Annotated in this window: 11 protein-coding genes; 4 read left to right on the top strand and 7 right to left on the bottom strand. The window is 69.7% G+C overall.

Going from position 1 to position 13,131, the window contains the following annotated elements; translation table 11 throughout:
* Nucleotides 1-250: 250 nt before the first annotated feature.
* Nucleotides 251-1,807, top strand: coding sequence for an MFS transporter (locus tag ACZ516_RS32125; RefSeq protein WP_469013118.1), 1,557 nt, complete (start codon nt 251-253; stop codon nt 1,805-1,807).
* Nucleotides 1,808-1,861: 54 nt separating this feature from the next.
* Here ACZ516_RS32125 and ACZ516_RS32120 read toward each other — a convergent pair whose 3' ends face one another.
* Genes ACZ516_RS32120 through ACZ516_RS32110 form a run of 3 tightly spaced genes read right to left on the bottom strand, consistent with a single transcriptional unit; the run spans nt 1,862 to nt 5,087 of the window.
* Nucleotides 1,862-2,770 carry an ADP-ribosylglycohydrolase family protein gene (locus ACZ516_RS32120; RefSeq protein ID WP_361076547.1) on the bottom strand — a complete coding sequence of 303 codons (909 nt, stop codon included), beginning with the start codon at nt 2,768-2,770 and terminating at the stop codon, nt 1,862-1,864.
* A gap of 12 nt (nt 2,771-2,782) precedes the next feature.
* A complete protein-coding gene (locus tag ACZ516_RS32115; protein ID WP_358583316.1) occupies nt 2,783-3,442 on the bottom strand; it encodes a histidine phosphatase family protein in 660 nt (219 codons plus the stop codon).
* A gap of 34 nt (nt 3,443-3,476) precedes the next feature.
* A complete protein-coding gene (locus ACZ516_RS32110; protein ID WP_469013114.1) occupies nt 3,477-5,087 on the bottom strand; it encodes an ABC-F family ATP-binding cassette domain-containing protein in 1,611 nt (536 codons plus the stop codon).
* Nucleotides 5,088-5,252: 165 nt separating this feature from the next.
* Between ACZ516_RS32110 and ACZ516_RS32105 the strand changes: the two genes are divergently transcribed.
* Nucleotides 5,253-5,900 (top strand): TetR/AcrR family transcriptional regulator, encoded by a 648-nt coding sequence (locus ACZ516_RS32105; RefSeq protein WP_361076540.1) that lies wholly within the window; start codon nt 5,253-5,255, stop codon nt 5,898-5,900.
* A gap of 24 nt (nt 5,901-5,924) precedes the next feature.
* Here ACZ516_RS32105 and ACZ516_RS32100 read toward each other — a convergent pair whose 3' ends face one another.
* Together ACZ516_RS32100 and ACZ516_RS32095 are read right to left on the bottom strand one after the other, a co-directional pair.
* Complete coding sequence (locus ACZ516_RS32100; protein ID WP_358912368.1) at nt 5,925-6,530, bottom strand: YdbC family protein; 606 nt, start codon at nt 6,528-6,530, stop codon at nt 5,925-5,927.
* A 33-nt stretch (nt 6,531-6,563) separates the two neighbouring features.
* A complete protein-coding gene (locus tag ACZ516_RS32095; protein ID WP_469013110.1) occupies nt 6,564-7,385 on the bottom strand; it encodes an arylamine N-acetyltransferase family protein in 822 nt (273 codons plus the stop codon).
* 115 nt (nt 7,386-7,500) lie between these two features.
* Here ACZ516_RS32095 and ACZ516_RS32090 point away from each other — a divergent pair, with 115 nt between their 5' ends.
* Nucleotides 7,501-8,082, top strand: a complete 582-nt coding sequence (locus ACZ516_RS32090) for a TerD family protein (RefSeq protein ID WP_469013108.1) — start codon at nt 7,501-7,503, stop codon at nt 8,080-8,082.
* Nucleotides 8,083-8,229: 147 nt separating this feature from the next.
* Here ACZ516_RS32090 and ACZ516_RS32085 read toward each other — a convergent pair whose 3' ends face one another.
* Both ACZ516_RS32085 and nrdR read right to left on the bottom strand, forming a co-directional pair.
* Nucleotides 8,230-11,130 (bottom strand): vitamin B12-dependent ribonucleotide reductase, encoded by a 2,901-nt coding sequence (locus ACZ516_RS32085; RefSeq protein ID WP_469013106.1) that lies wholly within the window; start codon nt 11,128-11,130, stop codon nt 8,230-8,232.
* A gap of 138 nt (nt 11,131-11,268) precedes the next feature.
* Nucleotides 11,269-11,814 carry a transcriptional regulator NrdR gene (nrdR, locus tag ACZ516_RS32080; protein WP_358912375.1) on the bottom strand — a complete coding sequence of 182 codons (546 nt, stop codon included), beginning with the start codon at nt 11,812-11,814 and terminating at the stop codon, nt 11,269-11,271.
* A 530-nt stretch (nt 11,815-12,344) separates the two neighbouring features.
* Here nrdR and lexA point away from each other — a divergent pair.
* A complete protein-coding gene (lexA, locus tag ACZ516_RS32075; protein WP_223777175.1) occupies nt 12,345-13,130 on the top strand; it encodes a transcriptional repressor LexA in 786 nt (261 codons plus the stop codon).
* Nucleotide 13,131: the final 1 nt, after the last annotated feature.

The following is a 13,131-nucleotide window of genomic DNA, read 5'->3' as shown; positions in this document are numbered from 1 at the left end:
GAGGCGGTTCGGCCTTGAGGCGGTCCGACCTTGGGGTGGCCCGACCTTGAGGCGGCAGCGCACTGAGGTGGCGACCCGCGCTCATCTCAACGGCACGGCGCCGTCGCGGCCCACGGCACAGCCGCCGTGTGAGGGCGCCCACAGAGCGGTCAACTCGCCCTGTCAATGCTTGCGTTCGCGGGAGCGGGCTCGATACCGTCCCTCGTAGTGAACGGCTGCGTTCACTAATTCACTTCCGGGGGAAACGCTCGTGACCCACGAACAGACTCGTACGTACTCATCCGCGCCCGAGCCCCATCGCGACGCACGCCCCGCGCACCCCGGCATCGCCCTCACCGTGATCGCCGCGTGCCAGCTGATGGTCGTGCTCGATGCCACCATCGTCAACATCGCCCTGCCCCAGATTCAGACCGCGCTGGACTTCTCCACCAGCGACCTCACCTGGGTGATCAACGCCTACGCCCTCACCTTCGGCGGACTGCTGCTGCTCGGCGGACGTGCCGGGGACCTGCTCGGCCGCCGCCGCATGTTCATCACGGGCATCGCCCTCTTCACGCTCGCCTCGCTGCTCGGCGGCTTCGCGCAGGAGCCCTGGCAGCTGCTCGCGGCCCGCGCGCTGCAGGGCGTCGGCGGCGCCATCGCCTCGCCGACCTCCCTCGCGCTGATCGCCACCACGTTCCCCGAAGGGCCCGAACGCAACCGCGCCTTCGGTGTCTTCGCCGGCGTCTCCGCGGGCGGTGGCGCCGTCGGCCTCCTCGCGGGCGGTGTCCTCACCGAGTGGCTGGACTGGCGGTGGGTGCTCTTCGTCAACGTACCCATCGGGCTGGTCATCGCCGTCCTCGCGCCGCGCTACATCAGGGAGTCCGAACGCCATCCCGGCCGGTTCGACCTGACCGGCGCGCTCACCTCGACGCTCGGCATGGCCTCTCTCGTCTACGGTTTCATCCGCGCCTCGGAGGAAGGGTGGCGCGACGACCTCACCCTCATCTCCTTCGCCGCCGCGCTGGTGCTGCTCGCCGCCTTCGTCCTCGTCGAGCGGCGCACCTCGCAACCGATCACGCCCTTGCGCCTCTTCGCGGACCGCAACCGCTCCGGCACCTACGCGATCATGCTCAGCCTCTCCGCCGCGATGTTCGGCATGTTCTTCTTCATCGTGCTCTTCGTGCAGAACGTGCTGCACTACAGCCCCGTCGAGGCCGGCCTCGCCTTCCTGCCCGTCGCCGCCGCGATCGCCGTCGGCGCGGGGCTCTCCAGCAGTCTGCTGCCCCGCCTCGGCCCGAAGCCCTTCATGGTGGTGGGCTGCCTGCTCACGGCCACCGGAATGGCCTGGCTCACCCTTCTCGACCCCGGCAGCTCCTACCTCGGCGGTCTGCTGGTCCCGATGCTGCTCTTCGGCATCGGCATGGGCCTGAACTTCGTCACCCTCACCCTGACCGCCGTGTCCGGCGTCTCGGACAGCGAGTCCGGTGCCGCGTCCGGCATGCTCAACGCCACCCAGCAGGTGGGTGGCGCGCTTGGCCTGTCCATTCTCACCACGGTGTTCAGCAACGCGGCCAAGGACGAGGGCAAGACCCAGACCCGGAAGTTCCTCGCCGAGGCCACAGTCGAACAGAAGGCCCGTTTCGCCCAGACCCACAAGCTGCCCGCGCCGTGGGGCGACACGGTCCTCAGCCACGGCATCGGCAGTGCCTTCATCGCCGCCGCCGCGATGGCCGTCGCGGCGGCGCTCGTCTCCCTCTTCGTCATCCAGGTCCGCAAGAGCGACCTGGAAGCGCTGAGCGGCAAGGCGGGTGCGTCAGCTCTCTGAGGGTTACGAGGGGTACGCCGAGAGGCGGCTTGAAGGCTCCGGGAGGCCCCGGAGTCACCCCTGCCCGCCGGGCACCCAGCCCGGCAGGGCCTCGGTCCGCTTCAGCCACTCCACGGGCGGCGCGCCTGCCTCTCCCGCGGCGATCACACCGCCCACGATGGCGCAGGTCGTGTCCATGTCGCCACCGACCTGCGCGGTGTCCCAGATCGCCCGCTCGTACGCGCCGAGCCCGCGAGCGGCCGACCACAGCGCGAACGGCACCGTGTCGTGGGCCGTCGTACGGCGCCCGCATCCGAGGACCGCGGCGACCGTGCCCGGGTCGTCGTAGTCGAGCATGTCCCGCGCCCTGCGCAGCCCGGCCCCGACCGCACTGCGCGGAACCAGCGCGATGACCCCGTCGAGGAGCGCCTGCGGTGTGGGCGGCCCCTGGGGAGAGGCCGTCAGCGCCGCGGCCGCGGCCACCGCCATGGCCCCGACCACGGCCTCCCGGTGCTGATGCGTGGGGTAGGCGGAGATCTCCGCCTGGTGTGTCGCCTGCTCCGGGTCGTCCGCGTACCAGGCGCCGAGCGGGGCGATGCGCATCGCGGCGCCGTTGCCCCAGGAGCCCTGGCCCTTGAAGAGCGCGGAGGCCAGCTCCCGCCAGTCCCCGCCCTCGCGGACCTGCCGCAGCAGACGGTTCACGGCAGGGCCGTAACCCCGGTCGAAGTCGTGGTGCTCGGCGAAGGACCGGGCGAGCGCGTCCTGGTCGATCCGGCGGTGCTCGGCCAGCACGGCCAGCACGGAGCATGCCATCTCGGTGTCGTCGGTCCACTGCCACGGCGCGTCCGGCAACTGCCGGTGCTTGAGCAGTGGGTAGTGCGCGGGAACGAAGAACTGGGAGCCCAGGGCGTCCCCCACCGCCAGTCCGCGCAGGCTGGCCAGTGCGCGCTCCAGGCGCCGGTCGGGAGAGGAGTCAGCGGTCATCGCCCTGCCACTCTATCCGGTGACGCCGTACGGCTCTGGCCGGCGCCAGCGCTCGAACGGTCGGTCCAGCGCGTACTTGCCGTCTTCGCCCAGCACCAGCATCCTCATCTCGCCGTTCCCCGGATTGGACAGGGACTCGAACTCGGCCACCGACCAGTGGAACCACCGCATGCAGAACAGCCGCATGGTGAGCCCGTGCGTGACCAGCAGGACGTTCGGCGGGTGGTCGTGGGCCTCGAAGCTGCGGTAGAGGCTCTCCAGGAAGGCTCCCACCCTGTCGTAGACATCGGCTCCGGACTCGCCCTGCGCGAAGCGGTAGAAGAAGTGCCCGTACGCGTCCCGGTACGCCTTCTGCAGGCGCACGTCGTCGCGGTCCTGCCAGTTGCCCCAGTCCTGCTCCCGCAGCCTGGGCTCCTCGCGCACCCGCACCAGCTCGGGGTCGAGGCGGAACGCCTGGAGCGTCTCGTGGGTGCGGCGGTACGGCGAGACGTACACGCTCACCCGCTCCCGCCCGAGCACTTCCCGGAGCTGTTTGCCTCTCTCCTCCGCCTGCGCCCACCCCGCCTCGGTGAGGGCGAGCGCGTGATCGGGCTCGCGCTCGTACACGGTGTCGTCGGCGTTTCCCGCCGACTCGCCGTGCCGGACCAGGATGATGCGCCGCGGGCGTGCCATGCGGAAACCCTAGATCGCCGTGCCGTCACGTGACTCAGGCGGGTAGCCGTCCGGACTCCATCCGGCGTATTCGACCCGTGAAACGCCGGCGCAGCGCCCGGTCGTGCGAGACGACGACCAGCGCTCCGGTCCACTGATCGAGCGCGGCCTCCAGTTCCTCGACCAGGCCGAGCGCCAGGTGATTGGCCGGCTCGTCGAGGAGCAGCAGATCAGGGGGCCGGGCCAGCAGCCGCGCGAGAGCCAGCCTGCGGCGCTGCCCGGCGGAGAGCGCCCCCACCGGCACGTGCAGGTCGCGCGCCCGGAAGAGACCGAACGAAAGGAGCAGCTCCGTCTGCTCCTCCTCTGTCAGCCCGAGGCCCTGGCCGAACACGGCGAGCACGCTCTCGGCGGGACGCCGTGTCGGTATCTCCTGCGCGAGGTAGCCGATCCGTCCTTTGCGCAGGACGGTGCCCGCGTCGGGTTCCAGTACGCCCGCCATGGTGCGCAGCAGGGTGGTCTTCCCCGCGCCGTTGCCCCCGTGGATCAGCAGCCGCTCGCCGGCCGACACCGTGAGCTCGTCGACGGCCAAGCGGTCGCCCACGCGCACGTTCCGCAAGGCCACCAAGGCCCCTTGGGCGGCGCCTGCCATCGGGCGTGCCGCGAACCGCAGCGGCTCGGGAGGCTTGGGCACCGGCTGCTCCTGGAGCCTGCGGAGCCGCTCCTGGGCGCTGCGCACGCGGCCCGCGACCGATGCCTGAACCCGGCCGCCCGCCCGGTCGTACGCCATTTTGTTGTTGTCCTTCATGGCACGGCCACCGGCGATGGCATGCGCGGTGGTCGCCATGAACTCCTGGAGCCGGTTTCTCCCCTCGCACCACTGCGCGTACTCCTGCTCCCAGCGGGCACGGGCGGCTGCCCGCTCGGCGAGCAGTCCCTGATATCCACCGCCGTGCCGCACGACCGTCCCGCGGTCGGCGTCCACTTCGAGGATGGCCGTGGTGACCCGTTCCAGGAAGGTGCGGTCGTGGGAGACGGCGACCACGGTCCCGCGATGCGCGGACAGGGCGCCCTCCAACCAGTCGAGCGCGCCCTCGTCCAGGTGGTTGGTCGGCTCGTCCAGGAGCATGACCTCCGGCGCGGCCGCGAGGAGGCAGGCCAGGCCCAGCCGCGCCTGTTCGCCGCCGGACAGACTGCCCAGGACCCTGTCCCTGCCGATGTGCCCGAGCCCCAGCCCGTGCATCGCCTTGTCCACGCGCGCGTCGGCCTCATAGCCGCCCCGCGATTCGAACGCGGTCAGGAGGTCTCCGTACTCCCCCAAAACGCGTTCCGAAGCGGAACCCAGCTCCGCCTCCAGAGCGCGCAGCCGCCGCTCCATGGCCCGCAGATCGGCCAGCGCCGCGTCGATCGCGTCACCGACACGGTGATCGGCGGGCAGGCTCGGAGTCTGCGCGAGCAGAGCCGCTCCGCGCTCCGCGACCGTCACGACCTCGCCCTCGTCGGGGCATTCGTCACCGGACATCAGGCGCAGCAGCGTGGACTTGCCCGCGCCGTTCTCCCCCACGACGCCTATGCGCTCGCCCGGCCTGATCGCCAAGGACACCCCGCCGAACAGCAGCCGCTCACCATGGGCCTTGGTCACGCCGTGCAGAGAGATCTGAGTAGGCAAGGGCACCCCCGGGTTTCGTATCCACACCACGCATCCACGCCACACAAACGCAACTCGTGTCGCATTACGACGAGTGTGGCACAGTGTCACTGCTAACGCAACAGAGGTTGCACTTGTTCACCCACGACGATCTCCCCCGGGCGGGGAGCGACGGAGAGGAACGCCATGACGGACAAGGTGGTCGCGACCGGCGAGAAAGAGCCGACGGCCGACGCCGCTCCGGGCACGCGCCGCCCCGGCGGCCGCACCGCCCGCACCCGTGCCGCCGTGCGCGACGCCGTGCTGAGCGGCCTGGCCGATCACGGCTACCCCGGGCTCACCGTCGAGTACGTGGCCGATCACTCGGGGGTGCACAAGACCACCCTCTACCGCCGTTGGGGCGGCCTCGAAGGGCTGGTCGCGGACGCCCTGGACCTGGCGGGCGAGGACACGTGGACACCGCCCGACACCGGGAGCCTGGAGGGTGATCTGCGCGAGCTGGCTCGCGAGGTGGTCGACTCCTTCTCCGACGAGGCGAAGGCCGCGGCGCCCACCGCCTTCGTCGCCGCGGCCTTCCAGTCGGAGCGGGCCGCCGAGGCCCTCCACGCCTTCTACGCCGAGCGGTTCAGGCGCTGCGAGGCAGTCGTGGCGCGGGCCGTGGAGCGCGGCGAGGCGGCCCCCGACACCGACGCGGCGGCGCTCGTGCGCGCCGTGTCCGCGCCCCTTCTGCTCCGCGTGTTCATCACACGGGAGCCCATCGACGCGGCGCTGGCCGACCAGGCGGCGGCAGCGGCGATCGCCGCGACCCGCGAGGGGGCCTTCGCCCGCAGGTGACACCGGACCCGCGAGAGCCGGGGCTCACACGATCCAGGACGGTTCCAGCTGCACGATGTCCCCGGCGAGCGCGGAGACATCCGCCTCCGTCTGCGCGCGCAGCGACAGGCGCTCCACCCGCTCGGCCCGGTACTTCCCGTGCTCGGCGGCGGAATGCCACATGGAGAGGATGAGGAACTCGTGCCCCGGCGCCTCGCCGAAAAGCCCGCGCACCATTCCGGGTGAGCCGGCCATCGCCGGGTTCCAGACCTTCTCCTGCATCAGCGCGAAGTGCTCCACCCGCGCTTCACGGACCCGGCAGTGCGCGACCCGCACGACGTCGGCACCCGTGAACCGCGGCTCGAAGCCCGTCTTCACGTCGAAACGGTGATCGAAGAGCTTGGCCTGAAGGTCCTTGTACGTACCCGTCTGCGCGGCCGCGAGGCGATCGTGCGAACGGGCCATGAAGGAGTCGTAGAAGGCGCGGCTCTCCCAGAAGGTGAAGACATGGGCGACGCCTGGCCGCCCTCGGCTCCACCCCCCGCCCTGCCCCCGGAACCCCGGCTCCCCCAGAAGCCCCGCCCACTTTCGCTGCCCTCGCTCGAACCCCCGACGGTCGACCACGGTGCAGCGAATCCACTTGACCAGCACCGCGCCATCGTACGGCGCGGAGCACGGCCGGGGTCACGCTCCGGCGTAGTGCACCCTGATCAGCTCGGCCGCGTCCGTGTCGTCCAGTTCGATCCCGAACTCTAGATCGAGGACGCTCCTCAATTCGCCCACAGGAACGTCTCGTTCAGTCACCGAGCCGTCCGAGAACGTGACGCTGAATTGGGCGCCCGTCAGTCTGCGGCGTACGTCCGGAGCAACCCTCTGCATCACGGGGCGCCGGACGAAAGGCGACTTGGGGTAGGTCGACGTGTAGTGGTTCATCACTACGTAGTCGACGGGCAGGCGGGGCTCCTGGGTGTAGCCGTACAGGTCGAACCAGCCGTCGGAGCGCCACGTCTGCAGGACCAGCGCCCCGTCGTCCTCCTGCCGGGTCCGAAAACGCCACTCTCCTTGTCGCACCTCCACCCCGCCACGCATGGGGATCGGTTCGAGCAGGCCGTCGCCGCCGAACCCGACGTCGCAGTGCCACTGTTCGCCGTCCGCCTCGACCCTCAGGAGCATGTGCGTCACCGCGCGCGTGGCGGACGCTCCCGCCCTGACACGCGCGCCCAGTCCCGTGACGTCGAAGCCGATGCGTTCGAGGGCCGCCGCGAAGAGGAGGTTCTGTTCGTAGCAGTAGCCGCCCCGCCGCCCGCGCACCATCTTGTCCTGCAACGCGGCCAGGTCCAGCGGTACGGGACGGCCGAGCATCATCTCCAGATTCTCGAAGGGAATCGCCGTCACGTGCGCTCGGTGGAGCGCGCGCAAGGTGTCCAGATCCGGCTTCGTCCCGCCCGTGTGCCCGAGTCTCGCCAAGTAGGCGTCGACGTCGAGCTCTTCCCCGTTCCATGTCATGGCGCAATGATCTCCGGGGGTGGGCCCGGATGCCAACCAGCCGGGGCGGCCGCTCCGTTGGACGTGCCTGACCAGGGACGCTACGCCGTTGTCAGTCCCGCGTCGTAGCGTGTGGGTGGGACATGCCCGGCGTCCCGCAGCGCCCAGGTCACGAGGAGGGGGAAGTCCAGTGAGCAGTGTCAGCAAGGGACTCAGGAAGGTCGAGATCGGTCTGAAGTGGGACCCGAGCCCGGCCGGCTCGTCGCCCAACGATCTCGACCTCATCGCGGCGACGTACACGTCGGACGACCCGTACGGAGCCCCGGACTACCTCGTGCACTTCGACAGCCGCTCACCGGACGGCACCATCGCGCTCAACCGCGACAGCCGGACGGGGCAGGGCTTCGGCTTCGACGAGGTCATGGTCCTGGAACTGGACCGCCTCGCGCCGAGGTACTCCCGCGTCGTGGTGGGGGTCGCGATCCAGCAGCAGGAAGATCCCAAGGTCTTCGGCGACATCCCGAACACGGCGGTGCGGATCCGCGAGGGCTACACGGAGCTGGCGCAGAGCGATCTGGCCGACGTCGCCGCGTGCACGGCCACGACGGTGGCCGAGTTCACCCGGGACGAAGCCGGGGCGTGGGCGTTCCGCGAGGCCGTCCACGGCTTCGACGGAGACCTGGCGACGTTTACCGCCGCCATGGGAGGCAAGCGCTGACGGCCTGGGGCAAGCCCCCCGCGCACGCCGGAGGGGACCGACGCATCGCGTCGATCCCCTCCGTGGAGCCTTCAGCCGGTAGCCGCCACCGGTGAGCGGCGGCCGCCGTCCGTCAGCGGGCCGCCGACCGCCGGCAGGCCCCTGGCGTCAGCTGCAGCCGCTGGTGGAGCCGCAGCCCTCGCAGATGTAGCAGGAGCCGGCCCGCTGCATCTTCGTGCCGCAGGAGAAGCACAGCGGGGCGTCTGCCTGGATGCCCAGCTGCATCTCGACCAGCTCGGCGCTGGTGTGCGCCTGCTGCGGGGCGGGCTTGGCCGCCTCGGCCTCCGCCTTCGGCGTGGCGACGGCCTTCAGGGACTCGGTCGCGCGCGGAGCCGACTGGGCCAGCCCCTCGACGTCCACCTCGGAGTCCTCCAGCGACGGCTCGTAGGAGCCCGTCTCCAGGTGACGCTGACGCTCCTCGGCGGAGTGGATGCCGAGCGCGGAGCGCGTCTCGAAGGGCAGGAAGTCCAGCGCCAGGCGGCGGAAGATGTAGTCGACGATCGACTGCGCCATCCGCACGTCCGGGTCGTCCGTCATGCCGGCCGGCTCGAAGCGCATGTTCGTGAACTTGGAGACGTACGTCTCCAGGGGCACGCCGTACTGCAGGCCGACGGAGACCGCGATGGAGAAGGCGTCCATCATGCCCGCGAGGGTCGAGCCCTGCTTGGACATCTTCAGGAAGACCTCGCCGAGACCGTCGTCCGGGTAGGAGTTCGCGGTCATGTAACCCTCGGCGCCACCCACCGTGAAGGAGGTGGTGATGCCGGGACGGCCCTTCGGGAGGCGCTTGCGGACCGGGCGGTACTCGACCACCTTCTCGACCGCGGCCCGGATCGTCTCCTCGGCCTTCTCGGTGATCTCGGTCTTCTCCGCCTCCTTCTTCTTGGCGGAGAGCGGCTGGCCGACCTTGCAGTTGTCGCGGTAGATGGCGAGCGCCTTGACGCCCATCTTCCACGCCTCGAAGTAGACCTCTTCGACGTCCTCGACGGTGGCGGTCTCCGGAAGGTTGACCGTCTTGGAGAGGGCGCCCGAGATCCACGGCTGGATCGCGGCCATCATGCGGACGTGGCCCATCGCGGAGATGGAACGCTCACCCATGGCGCAGTCGAAGACCTCGTAGTGCTCGGTCTTCAGGCTCGGGGCGTCGATCACATTGCCGTTCTCGGCGATGTGGGCGACGATCGCCTCGATCTGCTCCTCCTGGTAGCCCAGGCGACGCAGGGCCTGCGGCACGGTGCCGTTGACGATCTGCATCGAGCCGCCGCCGACGAGCTTCTTGAACTTCACCAGCGCGAGGTCGGGCTCCAGGCCCGTGGTGTCGCAGGACATCGCGAGACCGATGGTGCCGGTCGGCGCGATGACGGACGCCTGGGAGTTACGGAAACCGTTCTTCTCGCCGAGGCGGATCACGTCCTGCCAGGCCTCCGTGGCGGCGGCCCAGATCGGCGTGTCCAGGTCGTCCACGCGGATCGCGGCGGCGTTGGCGTCGGCGTGCTGCTTCATGACGCGCTTGTGCGGCGTGGCGTTGCGGGCGTAGCCGTCGTAGGGCCCGACGACCGCGGCCAGCTCGGCGGAGCGCTTGTACGACGTACCGGTCATCAGCGACGTGATGGCGCCGGCGAGGGCACGGCCGCCGTCGGAGTCGTACGCGTGGCCGGTCGCCATCAGGAGGGCGCCGAGGTTGGCGTAGCCGATGCCGAGCTGGCGGAAGGCGCGGGTGTTCTCGCCGATCTTCTGCGTCGGGAAGTCCGCGAAGCAGATCGAGATGTCCATCGCGGTGATGACCAGCTCGACGACCTTCGAGAAGCGCTCGACGTCGAAGGACTGGGTGCCCTTGTCGTCGTCCTTCAGGAACTTCATCAGGTTCAGCGAGGCGAGGTTGCAGGACGTGTTGTCCAGGTGCATGTACTCGCTGCACGGGTTCGAGCCGTTGATCCGGCCGGACTCCGGGCAGGTGTGCCAGGCGTTGATCGTATCGTCGTACTGGATGCCGGGGTCGGCGCAGGCCCAGGCGGCCTCGGCCATCTTGCGGAAGAGCGACTTGGCGTCGACCTCCTCGATGACGTCACCGGTCATCCGGGCACGCAGGCCGAACTTGGAGCCGGACTCCACGGCCTTCATGAACTCGTCGTTCACGCGGACCGAGTTGTTGGCGTTCTGGTACTGGACGGACGTGATGTCGTCGCCGCCCAGGTCCATGTCGAAGCCCGCGTCGCGCAGGGCGCGGATCTTCTCCTCTTCCTTCACCTTGGTCTCGATGAAGCCCTCGATGTCGGGGTGGTCGACGTCGAGGATGACCATCTTGGCCGCGCGGCGCGTGGCGCCACCGGACTTGATGGTTCCCGCGGAGGCGTCGGCACCGCGCATGAAGGAGACGGGGCCCGAGGCGTTGCCTCCGGAGGAGAGCAGTTCCTTGGAGGAACGGATCCGGGAGAGGTTCAGGCCGGCGCCGGAGCCGCCCTTGAAGATCATGCCCTCTTCCTTGTACCAGTCGAGGATCGACTCCATGGAGTCGTCGACGGCCAGGATGAAGCAGGCGGACACCTGCTGCGGCTGGGGCGTTCCGACGTTGAACCAGACCGGCGAGTTGAAGCTGAAGATCTGGTGCAGGAGGGCGTACGCCAGCTCGTGCTCGAAGATCTCGGCATCGGCGGGCGAGGCGAAGTAGTCGTAGTCCTCGCCGGCCTTGCGGTAGGTCTTCACGATGCGGTCGATCAGCTGCTTGAGGCCGGTCTCGCGCTGCGGGGTACCGACGGCCCCGCGGAAGTACTTGCTGGTGACGATGTTGACCGCGTTCACCGACCAGAAGTCGGGGAACTCGACGCCACGCTGCTCGAAGTTGATCGAGCCGTCGCGCCAGTTGGTCATGACGACGTCACGGCGCTCCCAGACCACCTCGTCGTACGGATGCACGCCGGGGGTCGTGTGGATGCGCTCGATGCGCAGACCCTTGGCCTTGGATCCCTTGGCGCGGGAACCTCGTGCCGGGCCGCTCGTCGTCTCGGTCATGCCGCCTCCCTGTTTCAGGCTAAAACGCCCTGAAGTACCACGTTCTTCCCGTGGCACGGATGTGTATCTGGCGTCGCGGGCATCGCAAAGGAAACCCACGACAGGTCTGTGTTCGCCGCCGGCCGGTCGGTCAGCCGGTCAGTCGGCGGCGGTGGCGGGCACCGGGACTTCGACAGTCCCTCCGGCCCCGCGGTCATCCACGACGCGCTCCGCGCCCGCTTCGCGCGGCTCCGCGTCGAGCCGCTGTTCCCTCAGCTCCCCGATGGCGGCCTCGAAGTCCTCGAGCGAGTCGAACGCCCGGTACACGGACGCGAAGCGCAGGTAGGCGACGAGGTCGAGTTCCTGCAGCGGACCGAGTATGGCCAGTCCGACGTCATGAGTGGTCAGCTCGGCGCTTCCGGTGGCGCGCACCGCCTCCTCGACCCGCTGGCCGAGCAGGGCGAGAGCGTCCTCGGTGACCGGCCGCCCCTGGCACGCCTTGCGGACGCCGTTGATGACCTTGGTACGACTGAAGGGCTCGGTGACGCCGCTGCGCTTGATCACCATCAGTGAGCACGTCTCCACGGTCGTGAAACGACGGGAGCAGTCAGGGCACTGGCGGCGCCTTCGGATCGACGTGCCGTCGTCGGTGGTACGGCTGTCGACCACGCGGCTGTCGGGGTGCCTGCAGAAGGGGCAGTGCATGGAACTTCCAACCCTCCTTGACGGCACGACTCATAAGCCTCAGTGGGCCCTCGGGGCCCCTCGAAGCAGCCCCCAGCATAGGCGATCCCTGCACCTCTGGAGGACCAGGGACCACAACTTCTGGGCTGCTGCCGCAATCCAACCACTAGATCTGGGGTTGAGCCGCTTTTTCGGCCCCTAGCGTGTCGCACCGCCCCGAAGCGTGTCAGACCTACGAAGTCGCCCACCGCGACACCCCGGGCCGGGCGGGACCGGGGGCCGGGGGCGGGCCGGAACGGGGGTCGGTGCGGGTCCGACGAGGCACCGGGTGGCAGTATGGGAGCGCCACCGAGGGGCTCCTGGGCCCGGCGGTGAATCGTACCGTAATGAACCGAATTGCCGTTCTGCCCGGTCGCGGGCCATACACCTGCATGCCTGATCACGTCAGGTAATCGCTGGTTTTTCACTCGAACGTGTGTTTGGCGCAACCTTTCGAAAGCAACTACCGTTGGCTAGCTAGGGAGAGAACATCTCGAGAGGGGCCGACCGACGTGACCACCACCGCAGACAGCGCCACCATCACTGCCCAGGACCGCTCCCAGAGCCGACTCGAGCCGGTGCATGCCATGAATGACGCAGCCACGAACCAGGAGGGGCCCAAGCCCGCTCGCTCCCTGCCGGGCCGACCTCCAGGCATCCGTGCCGACAGCTCGGGACTCACGGACCGGCAGCGACGCGTGATCGAGGTCATCAGGGACTCGGTGCAGCGGCGTGGTTACCCACCGTCGATGCGTGAGATCGGGCAGGCGGTGGGTCTCTCCAGCACCTCGTCGGTCGCGCATCAGCTGATGGCCCTGGAGCGCAAGGGCTTCCTCCGCCGCGACCCCCACCGCCCCCGGGCGTACGAGGTGCGCGGCTCCGACCAGCCGAGCAGCCAGCCCACCGACACCACCGGCAAGCCGGCCGCCTCGTACGTCCCGCTCGTCGGCCGCATCGCGGCCGGTGGCCCGATCCTCGCCGAGGAGTCGGTGGAGGACGTCTTCCCTCTCCCCCGCCAGCTCGTGGGCGACGGCGAGCTCTTCGTGCTGAAGGTCGTCGGTGACTCGATGATCGAGGCCGCCATCTGCGACGGCGACTGGGTCACGGTCCGCCGCCAGCCCGTCGCGGAGAACGGCGACATCGTGGCCGCCATGCTGGACGGCGAGGCGACGGTCAAGCGGTTCAAGCGGGAGGACGGGCACGTCTGGCTGCTTCCGCACAACTCCGCGTACCAGCCGATCCCCGGCGACGAGGCGACGATCCTCGGCAAGGTCGTGGCGGTGCTGCGGCGGGTGTGAG

It is taken from the genome of Streptomyces sp. NPDC034037, from assembly GCF_055575715.1.
This window is presented reverse-complemented; position numbering and strand designations above follow the sequence as displayed.